Here is an 18,736-nt window from a genome sequence, read left to right on the forward strand (position 1 = left end):
GGCTCTTTTCGTAAACTATGTTTTAAGATGAAGCATGTTCATATACTCTGACAGCTTGATCATGTAACCTTAATATTTACGTTATCGATTAGTAACAAAGCTGAGAAAACACTTACCATTAAAACAGGAGCTATCTCATGAAAGAATAACTCCTTTAATAAATTCTATTACACCTTAATTTTTAACTCCAACATGTTCAATGATTCGTTTCATTGCTTGAATTTGTCCTAAATGGGCTGCTTCATGCATGACCGACAAACAGGCCAACTGTCCAAAGGTTTCACATTTCAAAATCGGACTTTCAAGGGTTTCTTGTAACCTTTCAGAGGGTATTTGTTTAAGGCGAACCAACTGGTCTTTCAGTTGTATAAAGAGCTCATCTATAGAAGGAACATCACCTTTCCAATCAGCAGGCTTTGTGCCGTTCCCAAATAATTCAATATAGTTTGTCGGAAGATTGGTCGTATTTTGTGGGAATCCGAACATGAACTGTTCCGTAACCGTCAAAACATGACCGATATGCCAATGGATCGTGTTGTTGAAACCGTCTGGCTGCACATTTGCTTGTTCCTTCGAGACTGCCTCTACAATTTTAAGAAAATACATTCTAGTCATACTAAATTGTGTAAACACTAAATTATCCATACCATAACTCCTCCTTTAAAATATCAACCTTCCTTAATATACCAAAAAACGAGCAGGTTACTAGTGTCATTTGACTTAAAAAAGATAAAAATTTTGAGAACGAATGTAATGTTATGATGGAAGTAATAGTTTCTTCTTTGTGGGTATGACCCGAGTTTAGTATTCAGTGCCGTAATAATAATTCATTTAATGGATAATTTCGAACTGTTACAGAGTACCTTAAATTGATATAACTTCTCAAGTTTTTTTCTTGTAAATACCATGAATAAAGCAAGGTTTAGTAAACTCACTAGAAAGGAAGAGTCAAAGCAATGGTAAGTACATTATCTATTCAGAGTTACGATAAAATAACCGAAAGAAAAATCCGGTATGATTCTGTTGTTGTCGAACATAGCTGCAGGCTACTAAAAGAAGAAAAACAGTATCGAGTGCTTTTTCATAAAATACAAGATCCCTTTACGATGATCGCAGACCAAACAAAATTGACGATTCCTAAAGGTAGTTATACAATCGCGTATTATTGGAGGGATCGCCCCTATAATTTATATATTTGGCGAGATGATCAAGGGAAATATTTAGGGGCTTATTTTAATATTGTAAAAAATACATATATGACGGAAAAGTTGGTATCCTTTGAGGATTTGATTATTGATATTATGGTTATCCCTACTGGAGACTGCTTTATTCTAGACGAGGATGAGTTACCTGTACCATTAAGTCAATTTGAGGAAGGCATCGTCCAGCAAAACTTAAATTCATTGATGAATACTATAGATAGTATTCTTGCTGAGACGATTGCAGGCTCTGAAAATGACTATAAACATGAGGATCTTCGTCATTGGTTGAACCAAGGCTGATATTTTATTCTTAGCAATTTGCCTAAATGGATTTCGCAACTTACAAAGGTTAGTGAGGAAAGGGATTAGGATCTATAGCTGTAAACGGAATTTTAGTGTGAAATGATAGTCGAGCTTAATTTTGTTTTTTTATTTAAAAACCTTATCATTTGAAATAGATTTCATGAAGGGTTACCGGGAAAGGTGAAAGTATGGACATTAGACATCTTAAATATTTCATAGAAGTCTCGAGATTCAATAGTTTTACACGTGCGGCTGATCATTTGTTTGTGACGCAGCCCACCATTAGCAAAATGATTAAAAACTTAGAGTCTGAGCTTGGGGTTGAGCTTTTTGATCGTTCTCGAAAAAAGCTCGTGTTGACAGACGCTGGCAGGGTGATTTTAAAGCAAGCTCAAACCATCGATAATGCTTTTAATAACTTACAAACCGAACTGGATGATTTATTAGGATTGCAAAAAGGCCATATTCGTATTGGGGTGCCTTCGATAATGGATGTGGACCATTTTATTCGAATTTTGGGAGAGTTTCACCAATTGTATCCTCACATTACCTTTCAACTTTCGGAAAATGGGACAAAGAAAATTGAAGAGGATATTATCAATGATTATTTGGATGTCGGTATTACCGTTTTACCAACTAAGGAGGAGGAATTTCACTATTTTTCTTTTATGAAGGAGGAATTGAGAGTAGTAGTTCCTCCAACGCATCCGCTTGCCTCTAGAAAGCAAATTAAGCTAGAGGAACTAAAGGAAGAACAATTTATTCTTTTCAACAAGGATTTTGCTCTGAATGATCTTATCACGGGAGTATGTAAGAAGGCAGGCTTCCTCCCCCAAGTCATCTCAGAAAGTTCTCAATGGGACTTTATCGGAAAAATGATCAAGGCAGGCTTAGGGATCTCGATATTGCCATACAGTGTATCCATGCTTTTAAAGGAAGACCTACACAAGATTAAAGTAGTTAAACCGAGGATTGAATGGGACCTTGCGATTATTTGGAGGAAGAACCATTACTTATCTTATGCCACGAAAGAATGGCTGAAATTTACACAAGATCGATTAATGATGGATAGCACCTCTGAATAGGGGTGTTTTTTTTAGACAAAGTTATGGAAAAGACATGCATCTTTAGCATGATTGAAAGCATTTTCATAGATGCTGTCTATGATTGGTATGAGAAATGACTATTTCACTTATCGTTTATCTGGTCTTACACTTGTTCTATAAATCTTTTTAAAAGGCTGTTTCCTAAAAGATTGTGTTTTTTAGAACATATATTTTTGTGAAAAGGTTGGTTAGAGCGGAAACCAACCACCCCCTTTTCAAATAATCACAATGTTTACGAAAACAGGCTTTTAAAACAACAAAGGACAAGGAAAGGAACATTCATATGTTAGAAAAAAAGAACCCGAGCGAAAGCCTTATTGTCAGCACCGATCAAGTTATGATAAACGATTTAAATAATTACAACACATTATTTGGTGGAGTCTTAATGAAAAAGCTTGATAATAATGCCACCTTATCAGCACGTCGCCATTCAAGAGTAAAGGAATGTGTGACAGCTTCAACCGATTCGATTGACTTCTTATATCCAATCCACCAGAAAGATTCTGTATGTGTAGAATCATTCGTATCTTATACAGGAAACAAGTCAATGGAAATCTTTTGTAAAGTGATTGCCGAGGACATGATTACAGGGGAACGTCGAATGGCGGCAACGGCCTTTCTTACGTTTGTCGCTTTAGATGAAAATAAAAATCCAATGAAAGTACCTGATATTGAACCGGTAACAGAAGAAGAGAAATTTCTTTACGAGTCAGGAAAAGAACGTGCTGACATGCGTAGAAACCGGAGAAAACATAGCAAAGAATTGACAGAAATCATTGGCCTGGAGAAGCCTTGGGAAAAGGGGTGGAAGTGATGATAGCCGGATTAAATGAAATCTATAAAGCAAAGACCGATTTAGATGAACTAAAGCAACATCACTCTGAGTTAAACGAACAGTTGCTCCATGTGGTGAGTCTAACCAGGCAATTGCAAATCAAGTATGGCTATATGGGTTCATTATTAATGGAAGAGGATCTTCTGAAATACCGACCAAAGTTTATCAGGGAGTCGGTTCTATCTCTTTACCAAACAGAAATTCAAAAACTAAAAGAACACCCAGAAATCAGTATGATAACCGATTTGATGAAAAGGTATAGACATATTGGTTATTCAAAAATATTTCTATTGATGCTTGGGGCAAAGCCGGAAGCAATTCAGGGGTCTAACATCATTAAATAGACACTTTTGAAGAGTGTAAAATCTACCTCCGGTTAATGCCTTTAGTTAGGATCTTCTCAAGAAGTGGCATAGGAATGGGTATGAATCTTAAAAGGAATGTTAATGAGATGGCACTAACTGTTGCCGTCTTTTTTCATTGTTATTATTCGACTCTTTATGATGTGGAAGATCCATTTTAATTTGTGTGGCATAAACTAATGGTTATAGTTTTAGACGTGAATCTTTAGCAACAAGAAAAAACTCGCGAATACTGTAGTACTTTGTCGAACGGTCAATATATATGGGAATATGGACAAATTATTAACAGGTACGGACAAATTATCGGCCGTTTCGGACAAAATATTTCCCATCACGGACAAATTCATGAGTCTCATACGTGAATCTCCCTCTTCAAAGCCGAAAATTAGATAAAAATCTCAAAAACTCTTTCTGTAATTGATGATTATATTTCATAATGGCATACGTATTTGCTTCAGGGAGGGGAAACGAGTGGGAATCTACTTGTAATAGCCTTCCTTCAAGCAACTCTCTTCTGACAGTAGATGTCGGAAGATAAGAGACACCTAGTCCTTCGACAATAAACCGTTTGGTAATATGGACTTGCGAGACCTTCATCGTGCGGATACTAGGAAAAAACAGTTTCACGGTTTTACTTAAACGATCCCAGTAGCCAGGATGGTTATGCGTTAATAAGTAGTTCGACGATAATACTTCTTCCTCATCTAATGGGAAAGCTGATTCGAAGTCCCTTCCATCATGGGGAGCCACTAATATAACTTTATCTTGGTAAAGGAGAATATTTTCAAGGTCAGAGTGATAACTTGGCAAGCATGAAATTCCGATATCGACTTCTTCATTTAAGACCGATTTCTCAATCTCCTCGGATTCAATAATTTTTACCGTAATCTCCACTTCTGGGTGTTTATCAAGATACTTTTTAAGGGCATAAGGTAAAATGGTATCGGCAATAAGAGGGGAGATGGCTATCGATAACTTTGTTGTATACCCTTGACTATGTGTTTGAAGATCTGCCATTCCCGATTCATACACTTCCATTAAATTTTTCGCATGTTTTAAGTATCTTCTACCTTCTTCGGTCAGCTTCACTTTTTTTCCTTCTCTCTGAAACAATTGGACTCCAAGCTCTTTTTCTAGCTGTTTAATATGAACAGTAACAGTGGGTTGTGAAATAAATAAAAGTTCGGCTGTTTTTCTAAAATGACTGCATTCTGCTGCTGTTAAAAACGTTTTAATCCAATTTAATTCCATAAAAAGACTCCTTATTATATTTTTTAATTAAATTATTTAAAAATATTTAATATTATTAATTAATTCATTATTATACACTATTAGTAAAGAAGGAAAGGAGAGATTTTCGATGATTAGTCAAGGGTTAAAAGGAGTAGTGGCAGCCCAAACGAGCATCAGCCATATTGATGGGGAAGAAGGTCAACTCATCTATAGGGGGGTTGAAATAAGAAGGTTAACGAAAAAGTATTCCTTTGAGGAAATAGCCTTCCTGCTTTGGCATGGAACTTTACCATCTAAAGTTGAATTGGAGAATTTGAAAAAGGAGTTAAAGAAAAAACGAGTCTTATCTTCTGCGGTTAAGTCCATTATCGATCAACTTCCTCGAAATATGGATTTAATGAGTGTAATAAGAACGATTATTTCAGCAGAAGGAACAACAGATTACAAATGGAAACCCACCATTTCTCAAGCCATAAAGCTAACGGCTATGGTTCCGACGATTATTGCTTATTGGCAAAACAAGCTTGAGGACAAAACTTGCCATGAACCCCAATACGAAATGGACCATGTAGAAAACTATTTGTACATGCTTACAGGTAGTACTCCCTCAAAAGCTCATGTGGATGCTTTAGAAACATATATGATATTAACACTAGAGCATGGCATGAATGCCTCTACTTTTTCCGCTAGAGTAACAGCTTCCACTGAATCAGATATGGTATCTGCGATTACGTCGGCCATCGGTACAATGAAAGGGCCTTTACATGGTGGAGCGCCTTCAGGAGTCATCGAGCTCTTAAATGAAATCGGTGAAGCAGACAATGCAGAGAAAGTAATTAGAAGAAAAGTCGAGAACGGGGAAAAGCTAATGGGATTTGGCCACCGAGTGTATAAAACACATGATCCAAGGGCCGTCGCTTTAAGGAAGAAGTTATTATCTTTAGGGGGAGAGGATAGCTGGCTGGATCTCGCTATACATGTTGAAAATACTGCGATAGAAGTGTTAAACGAACTGAAGCCAGGGCGTTCCTTGTATACTAATGTGGAGTTTTACGCAGCCGCTATAATGAAATCTATCAATATGGCAAAAGAACTCTTTACCCCTACCTTTACAGCAAGCCGTGTCGTCGGCTGGACAGCTCATGTGTTAGAGCAAGCAGAACATAATACGATTTATCGCCCACAATCGGAGTATGTTGGGGAGTTTAAGAATCCAACTGCCTTTGAATAGCAAGTGGTTTTACTTTAAGACCGTGGTGTCAGTCCCTACCATTGAGGTGGGGATTTTGATTTGGGCATATGTTTCATATAAATTTATATGATTTTTGTTGGTAGTGACGGACCCCTATGCTCCTGAGTTGAGTGTGCTGAAGGGCGTTATCTAGGGGAGTGGTTTGAAAAGTGTGTGTTTCATGGTTTTTTTGATTGGTTAATTTCTTCGTTTTGATGCCAACTGCCTTTAAATAGCGAGTGCTTTTACTTTAAGACCGTGGTGTCAGTCCCTACCATTGAGGTGGGGATTTTGATTTGGGCATATGTTTCATATAAATTTATATGATTTTTGTTGGTAGTGACGGACCCCTATGCTCCTGAGTTATGGGTGCTGAACCCTGCTATCGGAGAGAGGACCTTTTGAAAAGTGAGTGTTTCATAGAACTTTTTATAGGTTTGTTTCTACGTTTTGAACTCTTCTGCTTTTGAATAGGTGTCTGCTTTTTCTTTTAAAACCGTGGTGTCACGTCTACAGCTTTTATTCACCCTCTATTGTTTTACATCGTCTTATCTAGTAAACTCCACCCTCTTTCTATTAAATAACCCCAAATCATTTTTAGTTTGCCTAGGAGAAACTCACCAGAAAACGTACTATAAACATATTTATCATCATTTTTTCGTAAAGAGATAGTACTTTCATCACATAAAAAAACCCCGATTGTAGAAAGAAACAAAGAAAACTAAAATGGAAGTGTGGGAATATTCTAAACAATTAAAGGAGGGTAGGAAGAAAAATTATAACTAATAAAGAGAGAGTGGGAAACCGATGAAAGTTAGTTCCATAATGAAAAAAACAGCAGTGATGACCTTATCTGCAGGATTGCTAGTTTCACCAACAACTTCCAATTTCAACATTTCTGAAGTAAGTGCAACCGAACGAAGCACCGAAGACATCTTATCCTCTTTAACCAGTGAACAAAGAAAAGCCTTAGAACAGTTACAATTGAACACCGATGGCGGACTAATAGGGTTTAAAAGCGGAGATTTCTCCTCACAGAAAGAAACCTCCGTTATCGTCCAATTTAAATCGAAACCTAGTAAAGTAGCAGTTCTAGAAGCTGCCTTAAAAGGCGAGGAGTTAAAAAAAGAAAAAGCCGATGCAAAGGTAGAAAAAGAACATAAAACGTTTAAGGCAGACATCCAAAAAATCTTACCTCAAGAGAATCCCAAATCAAAAAGCATCTCAAGTTCCATCACCCATACATTCAAAAAAGCCTATAACGGTGTATCTATGACATTGCCAGCGGATCAAGTCGAACTTCTTCTGCAATCAGATGTTGTCCATGCTGTCTATAAAAATCACAGTTTTACGGTTGATCCTATTAAGAAAGAGCTTCCGAAAGATGTTAAGAAAGAAGTCACCACTTCTGTTGAAAGTATTCCTTACTTAAAGATTGATGAATTACATAAGGAAGGGATTACGGGAGAAGGCGTAAAAGTAGCTGTTCTTGATACGGGGATTGATTATAAGCACCCCGATTTAAAGGATGCCTATAAAGGTGGATATGATTTTGTTGATGAAGATAAGGATCCAATGGAAACGACCTATAAGGATTGGGAAGATTCAAACCAGCCTGAAATTAATCCTTTTACCGGCTCAAGCTATTATACATCTCATGGTACTCACGTTTCCGGAACAATTGTTGGTCAAAATGAAAATGACAGTGAAGTGTCTGTAGTAGGTGTAGCGCCAGATGCGGATCTTTATGTGTATCGTGTGCTGGGACCTTACGGAAGCGGAACCTCTGAAGATGTTATCGCCGGTATTGAAAAAGCAGTGGAAGACGGAATGGATGTTATGAACCTTTCATTAGGTGCATCGGTTAATGATCCGTATTATCCAACGAGTACAGCGATTAATTATGCCGTTTTAAACGGTGTAACGGCGGTTGTTTCTGCAGGGAATTCCGGACCAGGCTCTAACACAGTCGGGTCACCAGGTACTGCTGCATTAGCTTTAACGATTGGTGCAAGTGATGTTCCCGTTGAGCTAACTGCGTTTACAGGTAGTGTATCAGGGGGTTGGTCCACTGAGCTCGTAAGTATGGGAAGAAGCTTTGCGGATGATTTTTCTAAACTAGAAGGTCAATCCCTTGAACTGGTCGATGTAGGTTTGGGTACACAAGAGGATTATACAGGCAAAGATGTTGAAGGGAAAATTGCTTTCGTCCAGCGTGGGAATTTTGCCTTAGCTGACAAAATCAAATTTGCCAAAGAACATGGTGCAGCAGCTGTGATCATGTATAACAATGTTGACGGTCAGATTGGTCATAACCTTGGTGAATCGACTACATTTGTCCCTGCATTCTCTATGACCAAAGCAGCAGGCGAGCAATTAAAAGCGAAGATCGCTCAAGGGAATACGGCATTTACCTTCTCCAATTTAAAAGAAGCGCAAACAGAAGGAGATAAACTGGCAGACTTTAGTTCAAGAGGACCGGTCAATGATAATTATGATATGAAACCAGAGGTCGTTGCTCCTGGGGTAAGCGTGCTTTCTACCTTACCTTCTTATATGACAAACCCTGAAAAACAAGAAGATTATAAATATGCCTATGGACGTCTTTCTGGAACATCAATGGCGGCACCGCACACAGCTGGAATCGCAGCCTTATTATTAGAATCGAATCCAGAGCTTGACCCTGACGATATTAAAACGATTCTGATGAATACGGCGGATCCTTTAAATGGTGAGTATAGTCTATATGAAGTGGGGGCTGGTCGTGTAGACCCTTATCAAGCTATTCATGGAGATGTGAAAATGCAAGTAACCGATGAAACGCTCATTCCAGATGGTGCTGGTTTTGTAACGGTTAAAAATCCATCTGGTGATCTTAGCTTTGGTAATCACTTTGGTGCAGAAGGAAGTTATGTGCGAGAGAATAGAAGCATTAGTTTCACAAATAACAGTGATATAACCAAGAACTTTACTGTTTCTGTAGAAGAAAATGTGGCAGAAGGTACGAACAGCCTAAGTAAAAATGGTGTGGCTGTTAGTACAAGCAAAAGTATTAAAGTAAAAGCGAATAAAAAAGTGAAAAAGAATGTCTTCTTAACGGTGCCGAAGACAGCAAAAGTGGGTCTATATGAAGGATTCATAACACTCACGAATAAAGAAGATTCATCTGATCAGTACCGGATTCCATTTAATTTTAGAGTTACGAAGGAGGGCTTACACTATTTAGATATATTAACGCCTTCCATCACACCACCCTATTTAAATCAAGAAAGAACGCTACTGGACAATCGATTTGGAGTTATGGGTGTATTTAATTTAAGCTCACCGACGGAAACAATGGATGTCGTTCTTCAAGATGGAAAAACAGGAAACGATCTGGGTCTAGTCGGAACGATAAACTTAAGTGATAGTCCACTAGATAGAGAACTATTCCTATTTGGAGCTTTTAACGGGCAGTATTACCAATTTACAGGGGATTCAAAGCAGCCGATATCAGAAGAAGTGAGCTTTGCAAAGCCTGGTCACTATCAATTAAAATTTGTGGTAACGGGTAAATCAGGAAAAGTGACGAAAGAAATCCGTGACATATTCATCGATATTGAGGATCCAACGTTTGAAAGTTCACTAGATGGTCCATCGCCATTCCTTGAATACAAACCGGGTCAAGCAACATACCCATTTAATATTCAAATTACCGATCCACTCGTAGAGGAAATGCAGAACGCTGGAATAGAAATTGATCAATCTTCAAATTCAGTGATTTATACTTGGAATTCTCCTTTCCCATCTAATCCGATTCCAATGGATGAGAATGGAAAATGGGTAGAGGAAATTGCCATGGAAGAATCGATCCCAGCACTGAGATTTACCATGTCTGGACTTGATTCTGCAGGTAATTCGCCATTAACCAAAGAATATTTCTTTGTCAAAGAAGGGACACCAGTCACATATGCAAAGAGTGATGTCAAAAAAGTAAAAACAGCTGAAACGGTTCAAGCTCAAGTATTCTTGGATAATGTAAGTGATGCTAAAGAAGTGACTTGGAACTTTAAAGAAGAATGGGGCGAGTCAATGGAAGTGATCGATGCCAAGCTTGCCAATGGAGTTTCAGACAAAGCATCAATAACAGTAAATGGTGATGAGGTGAAGGTAACCTTTAATGATACCAATGAGACATTTGACCAAACGGCAGTCGTGGATGTAACCGTAAAGATAACGGATAAAACCTTCATTACTGGGACTAGTATTAATCCTACGGCTACTGTAATAAATGATCAGAATGAAACAAGTACACTATTAAATGCTGGAGATAGTATAGAGGTCGATCCACAATATAATGCAGCTTATGGTTATGTATTAGCGGAAGGGTTCCGTAATCCTGAGAATGATCTACTCGAGAGCAGAGATTGGTCGAAGGTTGGGGGATCTGTGAAGTTTATAGAATCCGAAGGAACCGTAGTGGACGCTACTTCGTTAGTAGAGGACAGAGGAAATTACAGAGTAGGAAAACTTCCTTTAAGTAAGGATCCATATACTTTAGAGATCAAAGTACCTGGTCACTTTGAGGTTCACAGTAAACAACGTATTGGGTTTGAATACAAAGGTGAGCTCTTTGGTAAAAATCATTATGTCAACCCAATTGATATTACAGCTGGTGATGTCAACCAAGACCAAGTCATTGATGTTTTAGACGCTATTGACATTCAAAAAGCTTGGGAAACCGACAACCGTGCGGCTGATATCAACTTTGATGGGACGGTTGATGCGAAAGATATCGCGTTCGTTAAGAAGAATTACTTATCACAAAACGAATTTGTTGAAAACCCACCAGCGCCAAAAGAAAAACATGATGGGAAGACATTAGAAAGTATTTTAGAAGAGTTGGGTATTGAGTAAAATAGAAAGATAAGTAAAAGAAAGAAATCCCCTACTGTTGATAAAGTAGGGGATTTCTTTCTTTTACGCAATTCGACGAAAAACTTCAATTCTACACCCAGGTTTCCACTATTTTAGGATCATCCTGAGGTGTTCTGGGAATGTGATTAAACTGATCAGGAATCTCTTTTCTTATGGACTCTAGACTCGGTCTCATCAATAAATAATGTGTAGGTTTGTCTAAGTCGAATAAACGGGCAACATACATTTCTTTAAAATCGTCTGGGCTTGCATACACACAAATTAGAGGCATAGCATAATCTTGTAAATTAATTTCCTCGAATGAGTTTATGATGGTATCTTGGTTGATCATTGGAACCCTCCTCGAAATTATTAGATAATACAGAATTCTCTCTTCTACTATACAGCATTTCGATTCTCTTTTCTTCTTGTTTTAGGTCTTCTTTTTCCTATTTAGAAAGAAGAGGAGCTGATTGATAGTGGATTTTACAATTAATCTTCAAAGGATAACCTAGTTTTACTCCAAGTGGGAGATACTATTTAAAAATCGGATAAGTCGATAGGGGTGATGAGTATATTCGAGAAGATGGATTCCGGTATTACTGGAATTGAACCAAACATCATTTATTGTCGATGGTATTTGTAAAAAGCTTTCAATCATTTTGGTAATCATTCCTCCATGGGAAATGACGGCAATCCGCTGATAATTTTTACTGTTCTCATTAATATAGGATAAGACATTTTGAGCCCGTAGTCTAAAATCTAATTCACTTTCACCATCCTGCATCTCACGTAAATTTTCTAAGAATGCCGCTGGACGTTGGATCTCATTTGATAAGGTTTCGGCAGTTTTCCTAGCACGAAGCAAGGAGCTAGACCATATGTATTCCGGTGGAAACTCTTCAGATATACGCCTGCACATTTTTTCCACCTGTTCAACCCCCTTAGTCGTTAAGGGTAAATCCGTACTGCCTTCATAATTCTCTTCTAGAAAATCATCTTCTGATTCACCATGACGAATTAATAGGATTTGCATAATAGCACCTCGAATTAGTTTTTTTATTCTAGTTCATAATTCAATCTTACTATTAATAAATCCTTTAAATTCCCTATAAGTGCTTCCCTAATTGAGATTTATTTGAGCGAAGGCAGCCCAAATATGAGCCAAAGTTCTGATTTAATGAATCAGCCAGTCCAATTTATGAGTCAAGATTATAAGTTTATGCTTCAAGCCGTTTCATGATCGAAGGCAGTCCAAGTATGGGTTAAATAGTTTTCATCAAACCATATAGTTTGGAACAGCCTCCTAGTTCACCACACTTAATTTCTATTTTTACCCCCATTTAAATTCTACTATTTTAATAACATAAAGAAATTCATCTAAATAATCGGATAATATTGTTCATATTGTGGATGACAGTAATAGGGCGGCCTAGGTCCGTTTTTCGGCATTTTAAATGTATAAGGGTTAGAATTATACAATACTTCTACTTTTTCATCACTATGATCCATTAACAATACCTTCACTTCAGGATTATATATAAAGTAGTCCATATCTTGAACCTCCTCTAAATCCAGTAACTTCCTTCCACAATATTCAACACTATACCTGAATGAGCCGGTACAATTATTAATAAAGGCGAAAATGATAAGAGCCATGCACTGAAATCGCCCATGCAACATAGAGTAACCCGACTTATGTTTTTGAGGAGGTTACCCATGAAACAGGATGATAAATATCAAAAGAAAACAACAGATCGAGAGTATCCTATGTATCCTAATTATGGAAAAATAACGCGCTACCAGGACACTGCGATTACTGTGCCAGAACAGCGTCAGCTCAGGCAGCCTGGTGTAGAAAAATGGATGGTGCCAAGACCAATCATTGAAAATCCGAATTATAAAGGAAGCGGAAAACTAACAGGAAAGGTTGCCCTTATTACTGGTGGTGACAGTGGGATTGGAGCGGCAGTAGCCATTTCCTTTGCAAAAGAGGGGGCTGATATTGCTGTTTCCTATTTAGATGAACATGAAGATGCGGAACGAACAAAATTGAGAATTGAAGAACTTGGGCAGCGATGCATTTTGATGCCTGGTGACCTGAGAAATAAACAACAATGTATGGATATCGTTGAAGAGACAATTAAAGCATTTGGGCATCTCGAAATTCTTTGTAACCATGTCGGAATTCAGTTTCAGCAATTAAGTTTACTGGATATTTCAGATAAACAATTTGATGATACCTTTAAAGTAAATATTTACTCTCATTTTTACACCACCAGAGCAGCGCTTCCGCACTTAAAAGCGGGAAGTTCCATCATTAATACATCTTCCGTTGTGACTTTTGATGGCAATAAACAATTAATTGATTACACCGCGACAAAAGGAGCGAATATAGGCTTTACCCGTGCTTTGGCAAATAACTTGATTGATAAAGGTATACGGGTAAACGCTGTTGCGCCTGGCCGAATATGGACTCCCTTAATCCCTTCGAGCTTTTCTGCAGACGAAGTTACACTTGCAGGAAATCCAATGGATCGTCAGGGTCAGCCATTTGAACTTGCCCCTACTTTTGTCTACCTTGCCTCAGATGATTCCCGTTTCGTAACCGGCCAAACCCTTCATGTGAATGGCGGACAATGGACGTCTTCCTAAAATGACCTAAGTGCCTTGCGACCAATTTTCATCTCTTTGGGAGAAAAAATGTCGTTTCATCTACCTGTAAAATCATCAAGGCATTTTAAAGATGAATATTTTCTTCCAAAGTAAATGATACATATACTGATGACCTAAACTTAAAATGATAACAAAGTTTTTGTAAATAAATAAACACTATTTATATTAAGTTTTTGTAAATTTTCCATTCAAACACTATATGAATTCGACAAATTACGCTATTATTATTTAGCTAAGATTTATTTCATGGAAAATAGCGGAGGTATAAATATGGTATTCAAAAAACAGGACAAGTTTGCTATTCATTTAAGTAATATTTCTTCTAATTTAAAAGAGAGTGCTGACTATTTTGCTGATTACAAGCTCAAGAATGCCAGCGATCTGAAAATCTTTGCTGAGAAAATGAAGAGCTATGAAACGAAGGGGGATTCATTCGTTCATGATGTGATTAAGGATTTAAATAACGCTTTTATTACTCCGATTGAACGTGAAGATATTTTATCTCTTGCAATGAGTATGGACGATGTTCTAGATGGTTTAGATCATACGGCAGCCCTATTTGAAATGTATTCGATTACAGATGCTGATGAATACATGCTCAAGTTTGTTGATGCAATTCGTCATTGTGCAATTGAAATTGAAAAAGCAGTAGAATTATTATCTGCAAAGAAATTGCTTAAATTGAGGGACCATTCCATTAAGATTAAGGATTATGAATCGAAATGTGACGGGGTTCTACGGCAAGCAATCAAGCATTTATTCCATGTTGAAAAAGATCCGATTCGTATTATTCAATATAAAGAAATCTATGAAGAGCTTGAGGAAATTGCGGATTACTGTCAAAATGTAGCAAACACTTTTGAAACGATTATTATGAAGAACGCATAAGGAGCATTATAATTAATGGATACAGTACTGATTCTAACAATATTAATTGTCATAGGAGCCTTGGCGTTCGATTTTATTAATGGTTTTCATGACACTGCTAATGCCATTGCGACGTCCGTTTCGACGAAGGCATTGAAGCCTAGACACGCCATCATTTTAGCAGCCGTTATGAACTTTGTTGGGGCAATGGCTTTTACAGGAGTAGCCAAAACGATCACGAAAGACATTGTCGACCCTTTTAAACTAGAAAATGGGACAGTTGTTATTCTTGCAGCTTTACTTGCAGCGATTGCCTGGAACTTGATTACTTGGTATTACGGGATTCCAAGTAGTTCTTCGCATGCACTTATTGGTTCAATTGCCGGAGCAGCGATTGCTTCTGCCGGATTTGCATCGCTGAATTACGGTGGGTTCTTAAAGATCCTTGAGGCACTCATTATTTCACCGATTCTAGCTTTTGCCGTTGGATTTATCGTTTATAGTATTTTTAAAGTAGTATTTAAAAACAATAATCTTTCAAAAACAAATAGGAATTTCCGAACTATGCAAATTGCAACAGCAGCTCTGCAATCTTTCACCCATGGTACAAATGATGCTCAAAAAGCGATGGGGATTATCACGATGGCATTGATTGTTAATAACTATCAAACTTCTGCTGACATCCAAACATGGGTTCAAGTTTCCTGTGCTCTTGCTATGGGTCTAGGTACATCTGTCGGAGGGTGGAAAATCATTAAAACTGTCGGTGGGAAGATCATGAAAATTCGACCTGTCAACGGAGTAGCGGCTGACCTTACAGGTGCCGCCATCATATTCGGGGCAACTTATATTCACTTACCAGTTAGTACGACACATGTTATTTCCTCATCTATCCTTGGAGTAGGAGCCTCACACCGTTTAAAAGGAGTGAAGTGGGGGACAGCCCAAAAAATGTTAATTACTTGGGTGATTACATTGCCGATCTCTGCTACACTTGCTGGAATATTTTATTTTATACTTAATCTACTTTTTTAATAAATAGGGCTGGGTCACTACCTGGCTCTTTTTTGCATTTAAATATAAGATTTTTCAATGCAATCCCTACCGCTTTTTCTTCATTTTTGATGTTATTCCTAAAACCAGTTATGAAGCTTTTAGAATCAGCATACACATAACATATTCTCGCTTTTTAATAACTCTCTATTCCTCGTTTATGGAGCTATGGATAAACTACGCATTCTAAGGGGGGGATGAATTGGCCATTATTGAGGTTTTTGGATGGACTATCACTGTGATTCTAGGAATAATATTTATATGGTCTTTAGTAATAATTTTAAAATCAAAAGCAATGGTAAAGAGGACGGAGGAAGAAGTGAAGAGTCATGATTCTTAGCTATCTTTTGAATGAAAGAAGACTTCATGCTTTTATGGAATGTTAAGGGGAGGACGTTAAGTTCTCCCCCTTTTCAAAATGTTGACCTTAAGTTCATTATAATTCTTGAGATAATCGAATCATATCCCTGCATTATACCATTCTCAAATTTTTCATCTCTAATAAAAAAGTCTAAATCAACGCCAATGATCCTAAAACCATATTTTTGATAAAGGGCTAATTGTCCTATGCCGGCATTTCCAGTACCAATTACGATTGTTTTAAACCCTTTTGACCTGGCTGTTTGAATGGCATCCATGACTAACTGATTTCCTATCCCTCTACCGTGCAGCTCCTCTACAACAGCTACATTTACCAATTCTACCGTATTAGGCCTTGTGGGAAGGAGGACATAAACTCCGACAATATGATTCTCACTTTCGGCTACATAACATTCCCCCCTATTTATGTATTCCTTGACAATGGTTAGAGAAAGATCTGCTAATAACAACAAGCTCATTGGTGGAGTTTCACCATGATTTAGTTTTTCTAATCTTCATAATGATCTTAAATAATAGTTTGTATTTTCTATCATTGTTCCATTTTATGTTGGAATAAACTGCTCACTAAATTTAAAGAGAAAATATAAAGGCAATTCTTTTTTTATTTCAAAAAAGTGAGAGAAGATATTCTGTTTCTGGATAATCAAAATAGTAAAAAACATCTTCTAGTAATTCATTGTGTTTCTATAGCATTTGAATCTTTTTAAAAGATTTAATCATTTTTTAAGATTATATACAAAACTTTAAGTAAGAAATATAAATACGCCTATTATAAACAGATTATTCACAATAATTAGAACAATTGTTTATATCCCATAAAATTGAATATAGTAACTTACGATCCTTTCTTATACCATCATAGCTAATAGAAATATCAATCTTAAGTGTACAGAAAGGGGGAATGATTAAAATGTGCTCATATTTTTCATTAGAAGGTAAAGTCATATTAGTGACGGGTGCTTCGAGAGGTATCGGTCAGGGGATAGCCCTTGGATTGGCAGAGGCAGGTGCCTTTGTGATAGGAGCAGGTGTAAGCGATATGACTGAAACGCGAGAAAAGATTGAAGAAAAGGGAGGTGAATTTGTTGAACTTCATATTGATTTATCAAATGAAGGTTCACCTTATCAATTAGTTAATAGAGCTTTACAGATAAAAGGAAAAATTGACGTGCTTGTAAACAATGCAGGAATCATTCGTCGCTCGAACGCGGAGGATTTTCATGATCAAGACTGGTTAGATGTCATTCATCTTAATCAGAATGTTGTTTTTCAACTTTGTAAAGAGGTAGGAAAACATATGATTGAAAACGAATCTGGGAAAATTATTAATATAGCTTCAATGCTGTCTTTTCAAGGAGGATTAAAGGTGCCCGCCTATACGGCAAGTAAACATGCTGTAGCAGGATTAACAAAGTCTTTAGCAAATGAGTGGGCTAAAAAAGGGATAAATGTAAACGCTATCGCACCAGGATATATTGAAACAGACAACACAGCTCCGATTAGGGCAGATAAAGAAAGAATGGAGTATATCACCTCTAGAATTCCTCAGGGACGATGGGGAAAACCAGAAGATCTTAAAGGGGCGGTCATATTTCTTGCCTCAGATGCTTCCAGTTATGTGAATGGTCACATTTTATGCGTTGATGGTGGATGGTTAAGTTCATAACATAAAATCAAAGGGGAAATTTGAAATGGATATTAGACATGCGACGAATCCAACAGATTTTAAACATTATACAACGGAAAGAATTCGAAACGAGTATTTAATTGATTCACTCTTTGAACCTGGGGAAATCCATATGGTCTATTCACACTATGATCGTGTTGTGACAGGAGGAGCGGTCCCTATTAATGATGGATTAACGCTTGAAGACAAGAACACTCTTAAGACAAATTATTTCTTAGAGAGACGTGAGATAGGGATTATAAATATTGGCTCCAAAGGAAAAGTGTTGGTTGATGGGCAAGAATACAAGCTTAATAAACGAGATTGTCTATACGTTGGACTAGGGAAAGAAGAGGTAGTTTTATATAGTGAAGATCAGTCAAACCCAGCTAGATTTTATTTTGTATCTACTTTGGCCCACAAGGAGTATCCAACCAAGATTCTACCTATAGAAGAGGCAGAACCAAACCATTTAGGATCTGAAAGTGAATCAAATAAAAGAATAATATATAAATATATTCATGAAAACGGCATTCAGAGCTGTCAATTGATGATGGGGATGACCATGTTTGAACCAAATAATATATGGAATACGATGCCGGCACATCTTCACGATCGACGTATGGAAGTCTATCTTTATTTTGATATGGATGAAGATGCTAGAGTTTTTCATTTTATGGGGGAACCACAAGAGACTCGCCATATTGTGATGAAGAATGAACAAGCTGTTCTTTCTCCTCCTTGGTCAATCCATTCTGGAGCTGGTACAAACAGTTATACCTTTATTTGGGCTATGTCTGGTGAGAACTATACATTTACAGACATGGACGGTGTCAAAATGGACGATTTAAGATAATAGGCATAAATTAGTGACTTGATTAATTAATGCAGGTGTATGGATAGGTTTCTTTTAACACATTTGCTC

Annotated in this window: 17 protein-coding genes and 1 pseudogene; 12 read left to right on the top strand and 6 right to left on the bottom strand. The window is 37.3% G+C overall.

The features are described 5' to 3' along the window. Positions 1 to 174: 174 nt before the first annotated feature. A complete protein-coding gene (locus tag JOC86_RS09985) occupies positions 175 to 645 on the bottom strand; it encodes a DinB family protein (RefSeq protein WP_205171604.1) in 471 nt (156 codons plus the stop codon). Between the two features lie 311 nt (positions 646 to 956). On the opposite strand from JOC86_RS09985, the gene JOC86_RS09990 reads away from it, so the two are divergent. The 4 genes from JOC86_RS09990 (at position 957) to JOC86_RS10005 (ending at position 3,790) form a co-directional block, all read left to right on the top strand. Further along, complete coding sequence (locus JOC86_RS09990; RefSeq protein WP_205171607.1) at positions 957 to 1,502, top strand: ribonuclease FAU-1 family protein; 546 nt, start codon at positions 957 to 959, stop codon at positions 1,500 to 1,502. Between the two features lie 191 nt (positions 1,503 to 1,693). Next, complete coding sequence (gene cidR / locus JOC86_RS09995) at positions 1,694 to 2,590, top strand: cidABC operon transcriptional activator CidR (RefSeq protein ID WP_205171610.1); 897 nt, start codon at positions 1,694 to 1,696, stop codon at positions 2,588 to 2,590. 304 nt (positions 2,591 to 2,894) lie between these two features. Then, positions 2,895 to 3,425, top strand: coding sequence for an acyl-CoA thioesterase (locus tag JOC86_RS10000; RefSeq protein WP_205171613.1), 531 nt, complete (start codon positions 2,895 to 2,897; stop codon positions 3,423 to 3,425). Continuing rightward, complete coding sequence (locus JOC86_RS10005) at positions 3,425 to 3,790, top strand: hypothetical protein (protein ID WP_239587576.1); 366 nt, start codon at positions 3,425 to 3,427, stop codon at positions 3,788 to 3,790. The genes JOC86_RS10000 and JOC86_RS10005 overlap by 1 nt, the downstream gene beginning before the upstream one ends. A gap of 390 nt (positions 3,791 to 4,180) precedes the next feature. On the opposite strand, the gene JOC86_RS10010 is transcribed toward JOC86_RS10005, so the two are convergent. After that, on the bottom strand, positions 4,181 to 5,059 hold the full coding sequence (locus JOC86_RS10010) for a LysR family transcriptional regulator (protein ID WP_205171619.1): 879 nt from the start codon (positions 5,057 to 5,059) through the stop codon (positions 4,181 to 4,183). A 109-nt stretch (positions 5,060 to 5,168) separates the two neighbouring features. Here JOC86_RS10010 and JOC86_RS10015 point away from each other — a divergent pair, with 109 nt between their 5' ends. Both JOC86_RS10015 and JOC86_RS10020 read left to right on the top strand, forming a co-directional pair. Then, on the top strand, positions 5,169 to 6,272 hold the full coding sequence (locus JOC86_RS10015) for a citrate synthase/methylcitrate synthase (protein WP_205171622.1): 1,104 nt from the start codon (positions 5,169 to 5,171) through the stop codon (positions 6,270 to 6,272). Positions 6,273 to 7,097: 825 nt separating this feature from the next. Further along, positions 7,098 to 11,168, top strand: a complete 4,071-nt coding sequence (locus JOC86_RS10020; RefSeq protein WP_239587515.1) for a S8 family serine peptidase — start codon at positions 7,098 to 7,100, stop codon at positions 11,166 to 11,168. Positions 11,169 to 11,259: 91 nt separating this feature from the next. On the opposite strand, the gene JOC86_RS10025 is transcribed toward JOC86_RS10020, so the two are convergent. From JOC86_RS10025 to JOC86_RS10035, 3 genes are all read right to left on the bottom strand, one after another. Continuing rightward, positions 11,260 to 11,520 (bottom strand): hypothetical protein, encoded by a 261-nt coding sequence (locus tag JOC86_RS10025; protein ID WP_205171640.1) that lies wholly within the window; start codon positions 11,518 to 11,520, stop codon positions 11,260 to 11,262. 165 nt (positions 11,521 to 11,685) lie between these two features. Next, positions 11,686 to 12,204 carry a histidine phosphatase family protein gene (locus JOC86_RS10030; RefSeq protein ID WP_205171643.1) on the bottom strand — a complete coding sequence of 173 codons (519 nt, stop codon included), beginning with the start codon at positions 12,202 to 12,204 and terminating at the stop codon, positions 11,686 to 11,688. 344 nt (positions 12,205 to 12,548) lie between these two features. Then, positions 12,549 to 12,722, bottom strand: coding sequence for a hypothetical protein (locus JOC86_RS10035; protein ID WP_205171646.1), 174 nt, complete (start codon positions 12,720 to 12,722; stop codon positions 12,549 to 12,551). A 165-nt stretch (positions 12,723 to 12,887) separates the two neighbouring features. Between JOC86_RS10035 and JOC86_RS10040 the strand changes: the two genes are divergently transcribed. From JOC86_RS10040 to JOC86_RS10055, 4 genes are all read left to right on the top strand, one after another. After that, the gene (locus JOC86_RS10040; RefSeq protein ID WP_205171649.1) at positions 12,888 to 13,823 is read left to right on the top strand and encodes an SDR family oxidoreductase; all 936 of its coding nucleotides are present in this window, start codon (positions 12,888 to 12,890) and stop codon (positions 13,821 to 13,823) included. A gap of 291 nt (positions 13,824 to 14,114) precedes the next feature. Then, the gene (locus JOC86_RS10045; protein ID WP_205171652.1) at positions 14,115 to 14,732 is read left to right on the top strand and encodes a DUF47 domain-containing protein; all 618 of its coding nucleotides are present in this window, start codon (positions 14,115 to 14,117) and stop codon (positions 14,730 to 14,732) included. A gap of 15 nt (positions 14,733 to 14,747) precedes the next feature. Continuing rightward, on the top strand, positions 14,748 to 15,746 hold the full coding sequence (locus tag JOC86_RS10050) for an inorganic phosphate transporter (protein WP_205171655.1): 999 nt from the start codon (positions 14,748 to 14,750) through the stop codon (positions 15,744 to 15,746). A gap of 220 nt (positions 15,747 to 15,966) precedes the next feature. After that, complete coding sequence (locus JOC86_RS10055; RefSeq protein ID WP_205171658.1) at positions 15,967 to 16,104, top strand: hypothetical protein; 138 nt, start codon at positions 15,967 to 15,969, stop codon at positions 16,102 to 16,104. Positions 16,105 to 16,200: 96 nt separating this feature from the next. Here the strand turns inward: JOC86_RS10055 and JOC86_RS10060 are convergent. Beyond that, positions 16,201 to 16,603 (bottom strand): annotated as a pseudogene (locus JOC86_RS10060) (GNAT family N-acetyltransferase). A 452-nt stretch (positions 16,604 to 17,055) separates the two neighbouring features. Here JOC86_RS10060 and kduD point away from each other — a divergent pair. Together kduD and kduI are read left to right on the top strand one after the other, a co-directional pair. After that, positions 17,056 to 17,811, top strand: coding sequence for a 2-dehydro-3-deoxy-D-gluconate 5-dehydrogenase KduD (kduD, locus tag JOC86_RS10065; protein WP_205171661.1), 756 nt, complete (start codon positions 17,056 to 17,058; stop codon positions 17,809 to 17,811). 25 nt (positions 17,812 to 17,836) lie between these two features. Beyond that, complete coding sequence (gene kduI / locus JOC86_RS10070) at positions 17,837 to 18,667, top strand: 5-dehydro-4-deoxy-D-glucuronate isomerase (protein WP_205171664.1); 831 nt, start codon at positions 17,837 to 17,839, stop codon at positions 18,665 to 18,667. Positions 18,668 to 18,736 lie beyond the last annotated feature (69 nt).

This window comes from Rossellomorea pakistanensis (assembly GCF_016908495.1).
GTDB lineage: Bacteria > Bacillota > Bacilli > Bacillales > Bacillaceae_B > Rossellomorea > Rossellomorea pakistanensis.